General features: G+C 72.6%; 13 protein-coding genes. 11 read left to right on the forward strand and 2 right to left on the reverse strand.

Annotated features, from left to right (window positions below):
* Positions 1-63 precede the first annotated feature (63 nt).
* From BXY45_RS16060 to BXY45_RS16070, 3 genes are all read left to right on the forward strand, one after another.
* Complete coding sequence (locus BXY45_RS16060; protein ID WP_211319641.1) at positions 64-1,614, forward strand: glucose-6-phosphate dehydrogenase; 1,551 nt, start codon at positions 64-66, stop codon at positions 1,612-1,614.
* A 48-nt stretch (positions 1,615-1,662) separates the two neighbouring features.
* Positions 1,663-4,602 carry an excinuclease ABC subunit UvrA gene (uvrA, locus tag BXY45_RS16065; protein ID WP_177524102.1) on the forward strand — a complete coding sequence of 980 codons (2,940 nt, stop codon included), beginning with the start codon at positions 1,663-1,665 and terminating at the stop codon, positions 4,600-4,602.
* A gap of 104 nt (positions 4,603-4,706) precedes the next feature.
* Positions 4,707-5,180, forward strand: coding sequence for a QcrA and Rieske domain-containing protein (locus tag BXY45_RS16070; protein ID WP_109775536.1), 474 nt, complete (start codon positions 4,707-4,709; stop codon positions 5,178-5,180).
* Between the two features lie 41 nt (positions 5,181-5,221).
* Here BXY45_RS16070 and BXY45_RS16075 read toward each other — a convergent pair whose 3' ends face one another.
* A complete protein-coding gene (locus tag BXY45_RS16075) occupies positions 5,222-6,871 on the reverse strand; it encodes a WD40 repeat domain-containing protein (RefSeq protein WP_146211238.1) in 1,650 nt (549 codons plus the stop codon).
* A complete protein-coding gene (locus BXY45_RS16080) occupies positions 6,859-7,200 on the reverse strand; it encodes a PadR family transcriptional regulator (protein WP_109775538.1) in 342 nt (113 codons plus the stop codon). Before BXY45_RS16080 ends, BXY45_RS16075 begins: the two co-directional genes overlap by 13 nt.
* A 324-nt stretch (positions 7,201-7,524) precedes the next feature.
* On the opposite strand from BXY45_RS16080, the gene BXY45_RS16085 reads away from it, so the two are divergent.
* The 8 genes from BXY45_RS16085 to tpiA all read left to right on the forward strand — a co-directional run bounded on the left by BXY45_RS16085 (position 7,525) and on the right by tpiA (position 18,749).
* On the forward strand, positions 7,525-10,227 hold the full coding sequence (locus BXY45_RS16085; protein ID WP_425468335.1) for an MGH1-like glycoside hydrolase domain-containing protein: 2,703 nt from the start codon (positions 7,525-7,527) through the stop codon (positions 10,225-10,227).
* Between the two features lie 81 nt (positions 10,228-10,308).
* Positions 10,309-12,339, forward strand: a complete 2,031-nt coding sequence (gene uvrC, locus BXY45_RS16090; protein WP_109775540.1) for an excinuclease ABC subunit UvrC — start codon at positions 10,309-10,311, stop codon at positions 12,337-12,339.
* A 5-nt stretch (positions 12,340-12,344) separates the two neighbouring features.
* Positions 12,345-13,373 carry an RNase adapter RapZ gene (gene rapZ, locus BXY45_RS16095; protein ID WP_109775541.1) on the forward strand — a complete coding sequence of 343 codons (1,029 nt, stop codon included), beginning with the start codon at positions 12,345-12,347 and terminating at the stop codon, positions 13,371-13,373.
* 19 nt (positions 13,374-13,392) lie between these two features.
* The gene (locus BXY45_RS16100) at positions 13,393-14,403 is read left to right on the forward strand and encodes a gluconeogenesis factor YvcK family protein (RefSeq protein ID WP_170131559.1); all 1,011 of its coding nucleotides are present in this window, start codon (positions 13,393-13,395) and stop codon (positions 14,401-14,403) included.
* Positions 14,404-14,561: 158 nt separating this feature from the next.
* The gene (gene whiA / locus BXY45_RS16105) at positions 14,562-15,542 is read left to right on the forward strand and encodes a DNA-binding protein WhiA (RefSeq protein WP_109775542.1); all 981 of its coding nucleotides are present in this window, start codon (positions 14,562-14,564) and stop codon (positions 15,540-15,542) included.
* A gap of 51 nt (positions 15,543-15,593) precedes the next feature.
* Positions 15,594-16,589, forward strand: a complete 996-nt coding sequence (gap, locus tag BXY45_RS16110) for a type I glyceraldehyde-3-phosphate dehydrogenase (protein ID WP_109775543.1) — start codon at positions 15,594-15,596, stop codon at positions 16,587-16,589.
* 18 nt (positions 16,590-16,607) lie between these two features.
* Positions 16,608-17,840, forward strand: coding sequence for a phosphoglycerate kinase (locus BXY45_RS16115; RefSeq protein ID WP_109775544.1), 1,233 nt, complete (start codon positions 16,608-16,610; stop codon positions 17,838-17,840).
* A 144-nt stretch (positions 17,841-17,984) separates the two neighbouring features.
* Positions 17,985-18,749 carry a triose-phosphate isomerase gene (gene tpiA, locus BXY45_RS16120; protein WP_342799573.1) on the forward strand — a complete coding sequence of 255 codons (765 nt, stop codon included), beginning with the start codon at positions 17,985-17,987 and terminating at the stop codon, positions 18,747-18,749.
* Positions 18,750-18,835: the final 86 nt, after the last annotated feature.

The following is an 18,835-nucleotide window of genomic DNA, read 5'->3' on the forward strand; positions in this document are numbered from 1 at the left end:
GGGTGAAGCTGATGGCACCGCGACATCGTGCACCTGACCGCGATCTTCGGCAGGCTGAAGGCCGTGAGCGAGCAGCAGCAGGTCGACGGCCAGGCGACCGGGGGCACGGAGAGCGGTCGTGCAGGTAGCTCCGGGCCGGAGCAGCCCGGCGGAGGCGGTCACGGCGCGTCCGGCGAACGGGGGCACAGCGGCGGTGACCCGGTGGCCACGCTCCTCGTCCTGGGCGCCAGCGGCGATCTCGCTTCCCGGCTGCTCCTACCGGGGCTGGCGCGCCTGCTGGTGTCCGATCGCAACGAGGGTCCCGGCCGTCATGAGCACAGCCGCGATGGCCTTCGCCTCGTGGGTGCGGGAGCGGAGGACTGGGACGACGACCGGTGGCGCGAGGTCGTCACGAAGGCCTTCGCCGGTGCCCAGGAGCACGGCGACGACAAGGGCTGGGCCGCGGCGTGCGCCGTCCGCGACACCAGCCGGTACGCGAAGGTCGACGTCACCGACCCGGACGCCCTCACCGCCCTGATGGCTTCCTGCGAGGCGCCGGTCGCCGTCTACTTCGCGCTGCCGCCGGGCATCACGGCGAAGGCCTGCGAGAAGCTCGTCGGCCAGCAGCTGCCGGAGAGCACCCGCCTGGTGATGGAGAAGCCGTTCGGCTCCGACGAGGCCTCCGCCCACCAGCTCAACGAGGTGGTCGCGCAGCTCGTCCCCGAGGAGCACGTGCACCGGGTCGACCACTTCCTCGGCACGTCGACCGTGCTCAACATCTTCGGGGTGCGGTTCGCCAACCGCCTCTTCGAGCCGACGTGGAACGCCAGCCACGTCGAGCGGGTCGACGTCCTCTACGACGAGGACCTCGGTCTGGAGGGGCGGGCCCGGTACTACGACAAGGCCGGGGCCCTCAAGGACATGATCCAGAGCCACCTCCTGCAGGTGCTCGCGGTGCTGGCCATGGACGCCCCCGCAGCCCTGGACGAGCGCGAGTTCCGCGACCGCAAGGCCCAGGTGCTGCGCGCCACCCGCCTCGCGGGCACGCCCGCCCAGGCCAGCCGCCGCGCGGTCTACACCGCCGGGCGCATGGGAGACCGCGACCTGCCCGACTACCAGGCCGAGGACGGCGTGGACCCGTCCCGCCAGACCGAGACGCTCGCCGAGGTGGTGCTCCACATCGACACCTGGCGGTGGGCGGGCGTTCCGTTCCGGCTCCGCTCTGGCAAGGGGCTGGGCCGGGCCCGCAAGGAGGCCGTCATCACCTTCAAGCCGGTGCCGCACCTCGTCGCGGGACTGCACGGCGAGGCTCGCCCGACGCGGCTGCGGCTGTCCTTCAAACCGGGGGTCATCAACCTCGACCTCATGGTGAACGCCGAGGGCGACCCGTTCGACCTCGAGGAGACCACCCTGACGGCACAGCTGGGCGACTCCGAGCTGCCCGCTTACGGCGAGGTGCTCGCGGGCGTCCTCGACGGAGACCCGCTGCTGTCCGTGCGTGGCGACACCGCCGAGGACTGCTGGCGCATCCTCGCGCCGGTCATCGCCGCGTGGGAGGCCGACGAGGTGCCGCTGGAGACCTACCCCGCCGGCAGCGACGGACCGGAGCCGACCGAGGCCTTCCCCGCGGTGTGACGTCGCGCTCGGTCGCGCTGTCGGTGGTGCGACCTACAGTTGACGACCGTGGATCGACTCGTCGTCCAGGGCGCCCGTGAGCACAACCTCAAGGACGTCTCCCTGGACCTCCCCCGCGACAAAATGATCGTCTTCACCGGGCTCTCGGGCTCGGGCAAGTCGAGCCTGGCCTTCGACACGATCTTCGCCGAGGGGCAGCGCCGCTACGTCGAGTCGCTGTCCGCGTACGCCCGGCAGTTCCTCGGGCAGATGGACAAGCCCGACGTCGACTTCATCGAGGGTCTGTCACCCGCGGTCTCCATCGACCAGAAGTCGACGAGCCGCAACCCCCGTTCGACGGTGGGCACGATCACCGAGATCTACGACTACCTGCGCCTGCTGTGGGCTCGCGCCGGGCGAGCCCACTGCCCGACCTGCGGTGAGCCGGTGGCCCGCCAGACGCCCCAGCAGATCGTCGACAGGCTGCTGGAGCTGCCGGAGGCCACCCGTTTCCAGGTGCTGGCACCCGTGGTGCGCGGCCGCAAGGGCGAGTTCGTCGACCTCTTCACGGAGCTGCAGGCCAAGGGCTACGCCCGCGTGCGGGTCGACGGCGAGACGCTGCAGCTGTCGGATGCAGCGTCAAGGCCCTCGCTGGACAAGCGCAAGAAGCACACCATCGAGGTCGTCGTCGACAGGCTCGTCATGCGCGAGGGCGTGCAGCGCCGCCTCACCGACTCCGTGGAGACCGCGCTGGGCCTGGCCGATGGTGTCCTCCTGGTCGAGCTCGTGGCGCGGGCGGGTGAGGAGACCGCCCAGGGCGACGGGCCGACCGTGATGCGCTTCTCCGAGAAGCTCGCCTGCCCCAACGACCACCCCCTCGCCCTGGAGGAGGTCGAGCCGCGGACGTTCTCCTTCAACGCCCCGTACGGAGCCTGCCCGGAGTGCTCCGGCATCGGCACCCGCCTCGAGGTCGACCCCGAGCTCGTCGTCCCCGACCCCGACCAGACCCTCGCGCAGGGAGCCATCGCCCCGTGGAACGGGGCAGGCAGCAGCGAGTACCACCAGCGCCTCATCGGGGGCCTGGCCGAGCAGCTCGGGTTCTCCGTCGACGTGCCGTGGCGGGCGCTGCCCGAGCGGGCCACGCAGGCGCTGCTCCACGGCGAGGGCTACGACGTCCACGTCACCTACAAGAACCGGTGGGGCCGTGAGCGCTCCTACACCACCGGGTTCGAGGGGGTGCTGCCCTTCATCAAGCGCCGCCACTCCGAGACGGAGTCCGACAGCTCGCGCGAGCGTCTCGAGGGGTACATGCGCGAGGTGCCGTGCCCGGTGTGCGGCGGCGCGCGGCTGCGCCCGGAGGTGCTGGCGGTCACCGTCGGCGGGAAGTCCATCGCCCAGGCGTGTGCGCTGCCGGTCGCGGAGCTGCGCTCCTGGCTCGACACCCTCGAGCTCACCGCGCGCGAGGCGCAGATCGCGGCCGCCGTCCTCAAGGAGGTGCTGGCGCGGGTCCAGTTCCTGGTCGACGTCGGCCTGACCTACCTCTCCCTCGATCGCGCCTCCGGAACGCTGTCAGGCGGTGAAGCGCAGCGCATCCGCCTGGCCACCCAGATCGGATCGGGCCTGGTGGGCGTGCTCTACGTGCTCGACGAGCCGAGCATCGGCCTGCACCAGCGCGACAACCGCCGCCTCATCGAGACCCTCACGCGCCTGCGTGACCTCGGCAACACGCTCATCGTCGTCGAGCACGACGAAGACACCATCCACGTGGCCGACTGGGTGGTCGACATCGGCCCGGGGGCTGGTGAGCACGGTGGGCAGGTGGTGCACTCCGGTCCCGTCGCCGACCTGCTCGCCAACACCTCCTCGATGACGGGTGACTACCTTGCCGGGCGTCGCGCCGTCCCCCTGCCCGCCGAGCGCCGCCCTGTCGACAAGGGCCGTGTCGTCACGGTGGTGGGTGCGCGCGAGAACAACCTGCGGGGCATCGACGTCGCGGTGCCGCTGGGCGTCTTCACCGCGGTGACCGGTGTGTCCGGGTCGGGCAAGTCGAGCCTGGTCAACGACATCCTCTACAAGGTGCTGGCCAACCGGCTCAACGGCGCCCGCCAGGTGCCGGGACGCCACACGCGTGTGGAAGGCGTCGACCAGCTCGACAAGGTCGTCCACGTCGACCAGAGCCCCATCGGACGTACGCCCCGATCAAACCCCGCCACGTACACCGGGGTCTGGGATGTCGTGAGGTCGCTGTTCGCCGAGACCACCGAGGCGAAGGTCCGCGGCTACCAGGCCGGCAGGTTCTCCTTCAACGTCAAGGGCGGTCGCTGCGAGCACTGCAGCGGTGACGGCACCATCAAGATCGAGATGAACTTCCTCCCGGACGTGTACGTGCCCTGTGAGGTGTGTCACGGCGCCCGGTACAACCGCGAGACCCTCGAGGTGCACTTCAAGGGCAAGACCGTGGCTGACGTCCTCGACATGCCCATCGAGGAGGCCGCGGAGTTCTTCGCCGCGGTCCCCCGCATCGCCAGGTATCTGCGCACCCTCGTCGACGTCGGCCTCGGCTACGTGCGTCTCGGTCAGCCGGCGCCGACGCTGTCCGGAGGTGAGGCACAGCGCGTCAAGCTCGCCAGCGAGCTGCAGCGCCGCTCCACGGGCCGCACGGTCTACGTGCTCGACGAGCCGACCACGGGACTGCACTTCGAGGACGTCCGCAAGCTCCTGGAGGTGCTCCAGGGCCTCGTCGACAAGGGCAACACGGTCATCGTCATCGAGCACAACCTCGACGTCATCAAGAGCGCCGACTGGGTGCTCGACATGGGCCCGGAGGGCGGCTCCGGAGGCGGCAAACTCATCGCTGCCGGCACGCCCGAGCAGCTCGCCACCACCCACGAGAAGACCGGCAGTCACACCGGGCGCTTCCTCGTGCCGGTGCTGGAGGCAGCGCGTCAGCGGGAAGAGAAGCTCGATCTCAGGAAGCACGGAGCTTCAGCGCCTAGCCTCGTGTCATGACGACGGAACTGCAGACAGCCGAGTCCCGCTCCGCCATGACTGATCGTGCCGACGCCACCGTGCCAAGTGCTTCTGCGCCGAGTGCTTCGGCGACCGACTCACGGATGCTCCCCTGTTCCCGCCGCGCGCTGCTGCAGCGCGCTGGAGTGGGTGGGGCTGCACTCGGCGCGGTCGGCCTGCTCGCGGCGTGCGGTGGCACGGGCGAGCCCGCGGCCCCGGGGGGCGACACTGCGTCCGGTGGTACCGGCGAGGCGAGTAGTGCCGCCGGGTCGGGCGGGGGCTCGGGGGCCTCGGTCGCCGCGTCGGAGGTGCCCGAGGGCACGGCCGTCGTCGTCGATGCGGGCGGTGAGAAGGTCGTCCTGGCCCAGCCGAGCGCCGGGCAGTACGTCGCGTTCTCCGCGGTGTGCACCCACGCCGGCGGCATCGTCCAGGCCGACAGCGGCACCGAGGTCCGCTGCCCCCTGCACGGCAGCGTCTTCGACGCCGGCGACGGCGGCGCGGTAACGCAGGGTCCGGCTACCGCTCCGCTGCCGTCGCTGACGGTGACCCCGAACGGCGACCAGCTCGTCATCGGCTGACAGGACGCCCTGGCGCCTCGGGCGGCGCCTCAGGGCGCGCGTCAGGTGGTGCCGGGGTCCCGTCCGGTGCTCGACCCGTTGCTCGCCCGGCTGCTCGACGCGCGCAGCCGGGCGGCTGCGCTTCGACCTGCGGCGGCAGCTGCGGCCACGGCCAGTGCCACACCGCCCGCCAGCGCCGCCACGGCGGCGATGCGGAGCGCGAGGTCGCCGCGCCCGTGGTCCCACGCCGTCGTTGGCGCCGCCCCCGGCCGCTGGAGGGACCCTGCCAGCACCGCCGAGGGCACCTGAAGGCGCGACACCGCGAAGTTGCCCGACGTCGGGATCGCCGAGAGCCGGGTGCGCTCGCCGGTGTCCACGTTCACGGCGATGATCGGCACGGGGTCGGTCTCGGTCCCTTCGGTGTCGGCGCTCACCGCAACGACGACGGTCCGCGCTCCGGCCCACCCCAGGAACGCCATGTACCCTCGGCCGTCGGGAAGGCAGTGCGGCGCTGGCGACGCCGCGCCGCCGGTGGGAACCAGGACCAGGCCGGTCGCCGGCACAGTGATTCCCTCTCCTGGCGCGCGGGGAGGGATGACGTCGGAGCCGCGGTAGGGGCAGGTCCCCGACGTCGCCAGGAGGGCTCCATCGGGTGACCAGGCGTTCGGCCCGGCGGGGAACGGGAGCGTCCACGGGGCGGCAGCCGGTGCGCCGGCCGAACCGTCCTCCGGCGCGGCGGCGCCGAGCTTCGTCACCACCCCGGCTTCGTCCGTGAGGAGCAGCGAGCGGCCGTCGGGCGTCCACTCCGCTGCCTCGACGAGCTCCGGGGCGCCGGCGAGCGCGGGTCCTGCCGAGCCGTCGGCGTTCAGGACCACCGGGGTGCCTGCGGGCGGGCCGCCGTCGCCGCCGTAGGGATTGAACCCGGCCGCCAGCACCAGGGCGACCAGCTGCCGCCCGTCCGGCGACCACGCTACGGGGAGCACCGCGCCGCTGCCGAGCACCCGGCTGCGGACGACCTCACCGGTACGCAGGTCCTGGATCGCGACGTCGGCTCGCTCGGCGTCGTAACGACCGACCGCCACGCGCGTGCCGTCGGGTGACAGGAGCATCGCGCCCGGGTCTCCCTGGGCACCCTCGCCTCGCCCCTCGGCGAGGTCGAGACGGCGGACCGAGCCTCCGGCACCCACCACGACCGCCTGGGGGAAGTCGGCGAACTCGACGCCGTACCCCTGCTGGTAGAGGGCCAGCGCCGTGCCCGGCGGCGACGAGGAGACGGACTCCGTCGCGTAGGAGTATCCGGGCAGCTGCCGGGGCAGCCCGGCGGCCAGCGCCTCCGGCCCCACCGTGCTTGCCGTCGTTGCGGGCAGGAGCGCCAGTGTTGTCCCGACGACGAGCACCACCAGCCCGGCGGTCCTCCCCGGAGCGCGGCGAGCTGCCCGCGCGCCAGCGGTCGCCCGCGCTCCCGCGGCGGCTCGGAGCAGGTCGGCGCGCTCGGCGGACGTGGCGCGCTGCTGACCTTCCGCAGCGGCGTCGAGGAGGACGGCCAGGACCTCCTCCTCGCGCCGGCGGCGCCAGTCGCGGGGGAAGAGGCGCAGCCACCGGCGGTAGGACGTCTCCAGCGGCTCCTGCGGCGACGCCTGCTGCGGCTCCGAGGGGGAGGAAGGTGAGGAGGACGACGACGAGCGGGCGCCGCGGCGGTTCACGAGGTCCACCCCAGGGCGCCGCGACGGCCCAGCCGGGCCAGCGCGGCGGCGCTCTGCTGCTGGCGGCGACTCGCCTCGGCGGCGAGCACTCCGGCGCCGTCCTCGGTGAGCCGGTAGCTGCGCCGCAGCCGTGAGTCGACCACCTCCTCGGAGGCCACCTCCACCAGACCGCGCTCGGCCAGCCGCTCGAGCGCCCCGTAGAGGGTTCCGACCCCGAGGCGTACGGAGCCGCAGGACGTGGTCTCGACGTCCTTGAGGATCGCGTACCCGTGCAGCGGTCCCGCGGCGAGCGCGGTGAGGACGAGGAAGGAGGGCTCCTGGAGCCCGGTCCGTGGCACGATCGCGAAGATACTCCTGTTGCCGAAGTATGAACGCGCGCGGGTCGTGGGCCGATGACCACGCGCTCGGCGTGCAGGTGGCAGGGTGTCTCCGTGCCCCCCGCTTCCTCCGGTGGTCCTGCCGCCGGCGCCGCTCGCGACGCCGCCGCGACCGCAGCGACCGGTCTGCCAGACCTCCCGCCCGCTGACGCGACGCCCGCCGCGACCCCAGGTGTGACGCCAGGCCCGATTGCGGGTGCCGTCCCCGCCGCGACTCCAGGTGCGGCCTCGGCTGCCGGCGCGGACGCGCCGGCGGGTCTTCCCGTCGACGAGACGGCGGCGCCCATCGGCCACCACGCCGAGCCCGCCTCGCCCCCACCGACCGCGGAGCACGCCCGCCTGGCCGAGTGCACCGGGTCGGCTGGCCCGTGGCGCCTGTGGGGTCCCTACCTGGCCGGTCGCCAGTGGGGGACCGTCCGCGAGGACTACTCCCAGGACGGCGACGCCTGGCGCTTCTTCCCCTTCGACCACGCGCGGTCGCGCGCCTACCGCTGGGGCGAGGACGGCCTGGGCGGCTTCTGCGACAGGTTCGGCTTCCTCAACCTCGCCGTCGCCCTGTGGAACGGCAAGGACCCGTTCCTCAAGGAGCGCCTGTTCGGCCTCACCAACGAGGAGGGCAACCACGGCGAGGACGCCAAGGAGCACTGGTGGGCCGTCGACGGCACCCCCACCCACTCCTGGGCGCAGTGGCTCTACCGCTACCCGCAGGCGGAGTTCCCCTACGCGCGGCTGCGTGAGGAGAACGCGCGCCGGGGCCGCCACGAGCGGGAGTTCGAGCTCGCCGACACCGGCGTGCTCGACGAGAGCCGGTTCTTCGACGTCACGGTGACCTATGCCAAGGCGGCCCCGGACGACGTGTGCGTCGTCATCGAGGCCACCAACCACGGCCCCGAGGCCGCGCCGCTGCACCTGCTCCCGCAGCTGTGGTTCCGCAACACCTGGTCGTGGGGGCGCGACATGCGCCGCGGCGTGATCACGCAGCTCCTCGCCCCGACGCTGACGGTGCCGGGCCTGGAGGCCGTCGAGGCCGAGCACGGCTACCTGGGCCGCTACGTGCTGGCCGCCGAGGGGTCACCGGCGGTGCTCTTCTGCGACAACGAGACCAACGCCGGGCTGCTCTTCGACGACAAGCGCGCCAGTGCGCGCTACCCCAAGGACGGCATCGACAGGGCCGTGGTGCAGGGAGACTCCTCCGGCATCAACCCCGCCGACACCGGGACCAAGGCCGCGTTCTGGTACCACTGGAAGAGCGTCGCCCCCGGTGAGACCGTCACCGTGCGCCTGCGCCTGACCCCGTCCGACCCGACAGCGAGCACGTTCGGTCGCAGCTTCGACGACGTCGTCGCCAATCGTCGCGCCGAGGCCGACGAGTTCTACACCACCGTCATCGACCCGTCCCTGCCCGCCGCCGACCGGCACATCGCGCGCCGCGCCTACGCCGGTCTGCTCTGGACCAAGCAGCTGTACCGCTTCGACGTGGCGCAGTGGCTCGACGGAGACCCGGTCGCGCCCGCACCCGCCGAGCGGGAGGCCACGGGGCGGCGCAACACCACCTGGCGCCACGTCGCCCTGGCCGACGTCATCTCCATGCCCGACGAGTGGGAGTACCCCTGGTTCGCGGCCTGGGACACCGCCTTCCACACCATCCCCCTGGCGCACGTCGACCCCGACTTCGCCAAGGAGCAGCTGGTGCTCATGTGCCGCGAGTGGGCGATGCACCCCAACGGCCAGCTCCCCGCCTACGAGTGGGAGTTCGGCGACGTCAACCCGCCCGTGCACGCCTGGGCCGCCTGGCACGTCTACCGGATCGACGGCTACCGCGACCGCGACTTCCTCATCCGCGTCTTCACCAAGCTCCTGCTGAACTTCTCGTGGTGGGTCAACCGCAAGGACGCCTCCGGCTCGAACCTCTTCGAGGGCGGCTTCCTGGGGATGGACAACATCGCCCTGTTCGACAGGTCCGCGCCGCTGCCGCCCGGGTACCGGCTGGAGCAGTCCGACGCCACCAGCTGGATGGCGTTCTACTGCCAGCAGATGTTCAAGATCGCTCTCGAGCTCAGCCGGCACGACAAGGCCTGGGACGACACCGCCACGAAGTTCCTCGAGCACTTCCTGTCCATCGCCGAGGCGATGAACAGCTTCGGTACGCGGGGCGCGAAGCTCTGGCACGACGACGACGGCTTCTTCTACGACGTCCTCGTCGACCCCTCCGGTCACGCCGAGCCGCTGCGCGTGCGTTCCATGGTCGGCCTGCTGCCGATCCTCGGGGCCACCGAGGTGCCCTCGTGGATCTCCACCGAGTGCCCCGACGTCACCACCCGGCTGCGGTGGCTCCAGCGACGCCGGCCCGAGGTCATGGGTCCGCTGCGCTCGCGGTCCGGACCCGACGGACGGCGGATGCTCCTGTCGCTGGTGGGCCCCGAGCGGCTGCGCCGGATCCTCCAGCGGATGTTCGACACCGAGGAGTTCTGGAGCCCGTACGGCATCCGCTCGCTGTCGCGCTCGACGGGGCAGGTGTACGCCAATGTGGGCGGCCGTGACGTGTCGCTGGAGTACGAGCCGGGGGAGAGCCGCACCGGGCTCTTCGGCGGCAACTCCAACTGGCGCGGCCCGATCTGGTTCCCGGTGAACGTGCTGCTGGCCGACAAGCTGCGGACCATGGGCCGCCACTACGGCGACACCTTCACCATCGAGGTGCCCACAGGCTCCGGCAACGTGGTGACCCTCGACCAGGCCGCTGACCTCATCGACGGTGGCCTCACGGCCCTGTTCCGCCCCGACCCCGGCAAGGGCGGGCGGCGCCCCGCCGACGGAGACCGCATCGAGGCCAGCGACTCCCCGCTGTGGCGTGACCAGGTGACCTTCAGCGAGTTCTTCGACGGCGACACCGGCGAGGGCCTCGGCGCCACGCACCAGACAGGGTGGACGGCGCTCGTCGCGCACCTGCTCAACCCGCGCCTGCCCGCGGACCCGCGCCGCATGGGCTGACCGGCGGCAGGGGGTGGCGGCGGAGGAGTCGGAGCTGTCAGCGTTGTCAGCGTTGTCAGCGGCGCTGCTTACGCTGGACGGGTGACGAATCCCGCCTCCTACCGACCGAAGCCGGGGGAGGTGCCCGACTCCCCGGGCGTGTACCGGTTCCGCGACCCGCAGGGCCGCGTGGTGTACGTCGGCAAGGCGAAGAGCCTGCGGCAGCGGCTGGCCAACTACTTCCAGCCGCTGCACCAGCTGCACTCCCGCACCGCCACGATGGTCACCACCGCCGCGAGCGTCGAGTGGACCGTGGTGAGCACCGAGGTCGAGGCCCTTCAGCTGGAGTACTCCTGGATCAAGGAGTTCGACCCGCGCTTCAACGTCAAGTACCGCGACGACAAGTCCTACCCCTACCTCGCGGTGACGATGGGTGAGGAGTTCCCGCGGGTGCAGGTGATGCGCGGCGCCAAGCGCAAGGGCACCCGCTACTTCGGGCCCTACGCCCACGCCTGGGCCATCCGCGAGACGGTCGACCTGCTCCTGCGCGTCTTCCCGGTGCGCACCTGCTCGCCCGGCGTCTTCAAGCGCGCCGGCCAGGTGGGCAGGCCATGTCTGCTCGGGTACATCGACAAGTGCTCCGCACCGTGCGTGGGCAAGGTGACCCCCGAGGAGCACCGCGCGCTCGCGCAGGAGTTCGCCGACTTCATGGGCGGGTCCACGTCCAAGTACGTCAAGCGCGTCGAGGCGGCCATGCGCGAGGCGGCCGCCGAGATGGACTTCGAGCGTGCCGCCCGGCTCCGTGACGACGCCGGCGCCCTGCGCAAGGCGCTCGAGAAGAGCGCCGTTGTGCTGCCCGACGCCACCGACGCCGACGTCTTCGCCCTCGCCGAGGACGAGCTCGAGGCTGCCGTCCAGGTCTTCCACGTGCGCGGCGGCCGCGTCCGCGGGCAGCGCGGCTGGGTGGTGGAGAAGGTCGAGGACCTCACCACGGCCGACCTGGTCCACCACCTGCTGCAGCAGGTCTACGGAGACTCGGCTGATCAGGACGACGACGGCGGGGGTGCTGCTGGCGGATCGGAGCAGGTTCCCCGCGAGGTGCTCGTCCCGGTCGAGCCCACCGACCCCGAGCAGACCGCTGCCTGGCTGTCGCGGCTGCGGGGATCCCGGGTGGAGGTGCGCGTGCCGCAGCGCGGCGACAAGCGCGCGCTGCTGGAGACCGTCGAGCGCAACGCCGTCGGCGCCCTGAACCTCCACAAGACCCGCCGCGGCGGCGACCTGACCTCGCGCTCCCTGGCACTCCAGGAGCTGCAGGAGGCCCTCGGTCTGGACGAGGCGCCGCTGCGCATCGAGTGCTACGACGTCTCCCACCTGCAGGGATCCGAAGTGGTCGCCTCGATGGTCGTCTTCGAGGACGGCCTGCCGCGCAAGAGCGAGTACCGCAAGTTCAACGTCCGCGGGGAGGGGCCCGACGGCAGGACGGATGACCTCGCGTCGATGAACGAGGTCCTGAGGCGCCGGTTCCGTCGGCACCTCGAGCAGCAGGCCGCCGAGGGTGGGGGCGGTGAGCGCGTCGAGCAGGTCAGCGGGCCGGTGAGCGCCGAGGTCCAGCCGGGCATCGACCCCACCACGGGGCGGGCGCGCCGCTTCGCCTACGCGCCGCAGCTCGTCGTCGTCGACGGCGGCCAGCCGCAGGTCGAGGCTGCCGCGGCAGCGCTCGCGGACCTCGGCGTCACCGACGTCGCCCTCTGCGGCCTGGCCAAGCGCCTGGAGGAGGTGTGGCTGCCGGGGGAGGACCACCCCGTCGTCCTGCCCCGCACCAGCGAGGGCCTCTACCTGCTGCAGCGCCTGCGCGACGAAGCCCACCGCTTTGCCATCAGCGCCCACCGTGCCAAGCGCAGCAAGAGCATGACCACGAGTGCCCTCGACGGCGTGCCCGGCCTCGGGCCCGCGCGCAAGCAGGCGCTCATGGCGCGCTTCGGCACGCTGAAGGCGCTGCGCGCGGCCACCCCCGAGCAGGTCGCCGAAGTCCCGGGCGTGGGCCCCGCCACGGCGGCCGCTGTCCTCGCCGCGCTCGCGGGTGACGCTCCGGCTCCCGCCGTCGACACCGCCACCGGGGAGCTCGTGGACTGACGCCCATGGGCCAGGATGAGTGCGTGAGCGCGCCGCCGCAGCACCCGCAGCCCCAGGACGACGATCAGGCCGAGAGCAGCCATTCCGAAAGCAGCCGGGCCGACGGCAACCAGAGCCCACCCGAGGGCGAGCACGACCTGCTCGTCATCACCGGCCTGTCGGGTGCCGGCCGGTCGACCACCGCCCACGTCCTGGAGGACCTGGGCTGGTACGTCGTCGACAACCTGCCCCCGCAGATGCTGGGCCCCTTGGCGCAGCTGGCCGCCCAGGCCTCCGACCCGGTCCCCAAGGTCGCGGTCGTACTCGACGTCCGCGGCCGCGGCTTTTCCGCCGACCTGGCCGCCGCGCTCGCCGCGGTCCGGGTGCGGCGCAGCATCCTCTTCCTCGAGGCCAGCGACGCCGCCCTCGTGCGCCGCTTCGAGTCCGTGCGCCGCCCCCACCCGCTGCAGGAGGAGGGGCGCATCCTCGACGGCATCGAGACCGAGCGGGAGCTCCTGCGCGACCTGCGCGCCGCCGCCGACGTCGTCATCGACACCTCCGACCTCAACGTCCACCAGCTGGCCGCGTCGATCACCCGGGCGTTCGGGGAGGCCGAGGCCACCCGCCTGCGCCTGACGCTGCTGTCCTTCGGCTTCAAGTACGGGCTGCCCACCGACGCGGACCACGTTGTCGACGTGAGGTTCCTGCCCAACCCCCACTGGATCCCCGAGCTACGGCCCCTCACCGGCCGCGACGAGCCGGTGAGCAGCTTCGTGCTCGGCCAGGACGGCGCCGAGGACTTCCTCACCCGCTACGCCGCCGCCCTGCAGCCCGTCATCGACGGCTATCAGCGCGAGCACCGCCGCTACGCCACCGTCGCCATCGGCTGCACCGGCGGCAAGCACCGCTCGGTAGCCATGACCGAGGCGCTCGCAGCCCGGCTGGAGGCACTCGCCGAGGAGCGCACGTCGTCGTCCTCGTCCTCGTCGTCGGGGGGCGAAGAGCACCACCGGCCCGTGCTGCGCGTCGCCCACCGCGACCTGGGCCGGGAATGAGGCCGAGAGTGAGGGTGGCGTGAGGCCAGGCGTCGCACCCGGCGCCGGGCTGAGTGCCGGGCTGCAACCCGGCACCGGCCCCGCGGTCGTGGCGTGCGGAGGCGGCCACGGCCTGTCCGCCTCCCTGCAGGCCCTGCGTCACCTCTCCGACCGCATCACCGCCGTGGTGACCGTCGCCGACGACGGCGGCTCCAGCGGACGTCTGCGCGAGGAGCTCGGCATCATGCCGCCCGGTGACCTGCGGATGGCGCTCGCGGCGCTGTGCGACGACACCGAGTGGGGTCGCACCTGGCGTGACGTGCTGCAGCACCGCTTCACGAGCGAGGGCCCGCTGGCCGGGCACGCGGTCGGCAACCTGCTCATCGCCGCGCTGTGGCAGCGCCTGGGCGACAGCGTGGAGGGCCTCGACCTCGTCGGGCGCCTCCTGGGGGCCCGCGGGCGCGTGCTGCCGATGTCGTCGGTGCCGCTGGACATCGAGGCGGACGTGCGGGTCAGCGGAGGTCGCTCGTCGCCGCCGCGGGTGGAGCTGGTGCGGGGCCAGGCGGCTGTCGCCACCACGCGCGGCACGGTGGAGGAGGTGCGGCTGCTGCCCGCCGACCCGCCCGCACGCCCCGAGGTGGTCGAAGCGGTGCGCGCCGCGGACTGGGTGGTGCTCGGTCCGGGCAGCTGGTTCACCAGCGTCATGCCGCACCTGCTGGTGCCTGACCTGGCGGCGGCGCTGCGAGAGACGCCCGCCCGCCGCTGCCTCGTGCTCAACCTCGTCAGCGAGCGCAACGAGACCCGGGGCCTGAGCCCGGCCGCGCACGTGCGGGCACTCACCGCGCACGCGCGGGGGCTGCGCTTCGACGTCGTCCTGGCCGACCCGAGCGCCGTGGAGGACGTCGAGGAGCTCGCGGCGGCCGCCGAGGAGGCCGGGGCGCGCCTGGTGCTGCGGCAGGTGCGGCGCGGGCGGACGGCCGTCCACGACCCGCTGCGGCTCGCCGCAGCCATGCGGGACGTGCTGGAGGGCTCCTGGGGCGACGTCGCGTGACGATCGCTCGAGGGGCGTTCGACGGTCGCTCAGCGGTCAGATGAACCAGGTCTGACCAGGGCTCCGGGGCCGTCCTTCCTGATCGCGTCGACCTAGTCACAACGGTGGAATTCGGCGAGTCGCCTCCCCGGGCGTGTCGCAATGGCACCATGTCTGACATGGCACTGACGGCACAGGTGAAGGACGAGCTCAGCCGTCTTCCGGTCCAGCGTTCCTGCTGCCGCAAGGCCGAGGTCTCGGCCCTGCTGCGTTTCGCGGGGGGTCTGCACATCATCGCGGGCCGCGTGGTCGTGGAGGCCGAGCTCGACACCGGTGCCGCTGCGCGGCGGCTCCGGCGTGATCTCGCAGACGTGTACCGCGCCCCAAGCGAGGTGCTCGTGGTCGCCGGTGGCGGTCTGCGGCGGGGTTCGCGCTACGTCGTGCGGGTGGTGCACAACGCCGAGTCGCTGGCCCACCAGACGGGCCTGCTCGACCAGCGCGGTCGCCCCGTGCGCGGTCTGCCGCCGCAGGTGGTGGCCGGTGCGGTCTGCGACGCCGAGGCCGCGTGGCGTGGGGCGTTCCTCGCGCACGGCTCCCTCACCGAGCCCGGGCGCTCCTCGGCGCTGGAGATCACCTGTCCCGGGCCGGAGGCCGCGCTCGCGCTCGTGGGCGCCGCCCGCCGCCTGGACATCCAGGCCAAGGCCCGCGACGTGCGCGGCACCGACCGCGTGGTCATCCGCGACGGCGAGGCCATCGGTGACCTCCTGACCCACCTGGGCGCCCATGGCGCCAAGCTCGTGTGGGAGGAGCGGCGCATGCGCCGGGAGGTGCGCGCCACCGCCAACCGCCTGGCCAACTTCGACGACGCCAACCTGCGCCGCTCGGCCCGGGCCGCCGTGGCCGCCGGGTCCCGCGTGGAGCGGGCGCTGGAGATCCTCGGCGAGGACGTCCCGGAGCACCTGCGCATCGCCGGCACGTTGCGCCTGGAGCACAAGCAGGCCTCCCTGGAGGAGCTGGGCGCCCTGGCCGACCCTCCGATGAGCAAGGACGCCGTCGCGGGCCGCATCCGCCGGCTGCTGGCCATGGCCGACCGCAAGGCCCAGGAGCTGGGCATCCCCGGCACCGAGGCCAACCTGACCCCGGACATGCTCGACGCCTGAGGTGCCCTAGGGTCTGGGGCGACCAATGCCACCCCTTCCAGGAGGCGCTCTGTGACCATCCGCGTGGGCATCAACGGCTTCGGCCGCATCGGCCGCAACTTCTTCCGCGCCGTCGCGGCGTCGGGCGCTGACGTCGAGATCGTCGGCGTCAACGACCTCACGGACAACGCGACCCTCGCCCACCTGCTCGCCTACGACTCGGTGCTCGGCCGTCTCGAGGGTGTCTCCACCGCTGGCGACGAGATCTCCGTGAACGGCAAGAGCTTCAAGGCGCTCGCCGTGCGCAACCCCGCCGAGCTGCCCTGGGGTGACCTGGGCGCGGACGTCGTCGTGGAGTCCACCGGCATCTTCACCGACGCCACCAAGGCGAAGGCCCACATCGACGGTGGCGCCAAGAAGGTCATCATCTCCGCCCCGGCGAAGAACGAGGACATCACCATCGTCATGGGCGTGAACGACGGCGACTACGACGCCGCCGCCCACAACATCATCTCCAACGCGTCGTGCACCACGAACTGCCTTGCCCCGATGGCCAAGGCCATCGACGACGAGTTCGGCATCCTGCGCGGCCTCATGACCACCGTGCACGCCTACACGCAGGACCAGAACCTGCAGGACGGCCCGCACTCCGACCTGCGCCGCGCCCGCGCCGCCGCCATCAACATCGTCCCCACCTCCACCGGTGCGGCGAAGGCGATCGGCCTGGTGCTCCCGCAGCTCAAGGGCAAGCTCGACGGCTACGCGCTGCGCGTCCCGGTCCCGACCGGCTCCGCCACCGACCTCACCGTCACCGTCGGTCGCGAGACCACGGTCGACGAGGTCAACTCCGTGGTGAAGGCCGCCGCCGAGGGCCCGCTCAAGGGCTACCTCAAGTTCACGACCGACCCGATCGTGTCCTCGGACATCGTCACCGACCCGTCCTCCTGCATCTTCGACGCCGGCCTGACCAAGGTCATCGGCGACCAGGTGAAGGTCGTCGGCTGGTACGACAACGAGTGGGGCTACTCCAACCGCCTCGTCGACCTGGTGAAGCTCGTCGGGGCCTGAGCCTCCTTCCTCACGAAGATGGCTCTGACCTCTCTCGACGACCTGGTGGCCGCGCAGGGTGATCTGCGCGGCCGCCGGGTGCTGGTCCGCTCCGACCTCAACGTGCCGCTCTCCGGCACGACCATCACCGACGACGGCCGCGTCCGTGCCTCCGTGCCGACGTGGCAGCGCCTGCTCGACGCGGGCGCCCGCGTCGTCGTCGTCGCGCACCTGGGCCGCCCCAAGGGGGCCCCGGAGGCGAAGTACTCCCTGGCCCCCGTCGCCGAGCGGGTACGCGAGCTGCTGCCCTCCACCACGGTCCACTTCGCGGACGTGACGGTGGGCGGCTCCGCGCAGGAGGCCGCCGACGCCCTCGGCGACGGCGAGCTGCTGCTCGTGGAGAACCTCCGCTTCAACGCCGGTGAGACCAGCAAGGACGACGCCGCGCGTGCCGCCTTCGCCGGAGAGCTCGCCGCGCTGGTCGGTGGGCCTGACGAGGGGCTCTTCGTCTCGGACGGCTTCGGCGTGGTGCACCGCAAGCAGGCCAGCGTCTACGACGTCGCCCAGCTGCTCCCGCACGCCGCCGGCGGCCTCGTCGAGGCCGAGACCGCGGTGCTGCAGCGCCTCACCACCGACCCGGCCCGCCCCTACGCCGTGGTGCTGGGCGGGGCGAAGGTCTCCGACAAGCTCGCCGTCATCGAGAACCTCCTCGGCACCGCCGACCGGCTCCTCGTCGGCGGCGGCATGGTCTTCACCTTCCTCGCGGCCCAGGGCCACGAGGTCGGGAAGTCCCTGCTCGAGGCCGACCAGATCGAGATCGTCAAGGGCTACCTCGCCACCGCCGCCGAGCGCGGCGTCGAGGTCGTCCTCCCGGTCGACGTCATCGCCGCCACCGCGTTCTCCGCCGACGCCGACCACGAGGTCGTCGCCGCAGACGCGATCCCGGCGGACCGGATGGGCCTGGACATCGGCCCGGCCAGCTCGGCGCTGTTCGCCGAGAAGCTCGCCGACACCCGCACGGTGTTCTGGAACGGGCCCATGGGCGCGTTCGAGATGGCGCCGTACGCGGAGGGCACCCGCGAGCTCGCGAAGGCCCTCGTCGAGGTCACCCGCGCTGGTGGCCTCACCGTGGTGGGCGGCGGAGACTCCGCCGCGGCCGTGCGCTCGCTCGGCTTCGCCGACAGCGACTTCGGCCACATCTCCACCGGCGGCGGCGCCAGCCTGGAGTACCTCGAGGGCAAGACCCTCCCGGGGCTGTCCGTCCTCTCCTGACGGCAGTCCCGCGGCTCCCCGCCCGCACCCCTCGATGCGTGCGGGCGGGGAGCCCACCTACGCGCTGATACCGACTCACTCACGTACAGACCCACGACACCGACGTCCCAGCACAGGAGGACCCCCGTGGCCCGCACCCCGCTCATGGCCGGCAACTGGAAGATGAACGTCGACCACGTGCAGGCCACCGCCCTCGTCCAGCGCCTCGCGTGGACGCTGCGCGACGCCAAGCACGACCCGAAGGCCGTCGAGGCCGTCGTCATCCCCCCGTTCACCGACCTGCGCTCGGTGCAGACCCTCATCGAGGGCGACAAGCTCGAGCTGGGCCTGGGCGCCCAGGACGTCTCCGCCCACGAGCCGGGCGCCCGCACCGGCGAGGTCGCCGCCTCGATGCTGGCGCGCCTCGGCGTGCAGTACGTCGTCGTCGGTCACAGCGAGCGCCGCCAGTACCACGGCGAGGACGACGCCCTCGTGGCCGCGAAGGCCGCCAAGGTGCTCGAGCACGGCATGACCCCGATCGTCTGCCTCGGGGAGAGCCTCGAGGTCCGCGAGGCCGGCGAGCACGTCGCCGACTGCGTCAGCCAGCTCGACGGCTCCCTAGCCGGCGTCTCCGCGGAAGACCTGCCCAAGGTGGTCGTCGCCTACGAGCCGGTGTGGGCCATCGGCACCGGCAAGGTGGCCACCCCCGATGACGCGCAGGAGGTCTGCGCGGCGCTGCGCGCCCGTCTGGCCGACCAGCACGGCGCCGAGGTCGCTGACGCCGTCCGCGTGCTCTACGGGGGCTCGGTGAAGTCGTCCAACGTCGCCGCGATCATGGCCGGGGATGACGTCGACGGCGCCCTCGTCGGCGGCGCCAGCCTCGATGCCGGCGAGTTCGCCGGCATCGTCACGGGCGGAGCACCCTCCTGATCGGCGTCCCGAGCACGCTCCCCGGGACCACATCGGGCACCGCCACCTGCGTGATGGCGGTCACCGTGGGGCTCACCAGCAAGTAC

The organism is Quadrisphaera granulorum, assembly GCF_003149145.1.
Taxonomy (GTDB): Bacteria; Actinomycetota; Actinomycetes; order Actinomycetales; family Quadrisphaeraceae; genus Quadrisphaera; species Quadrisphaera granulorum.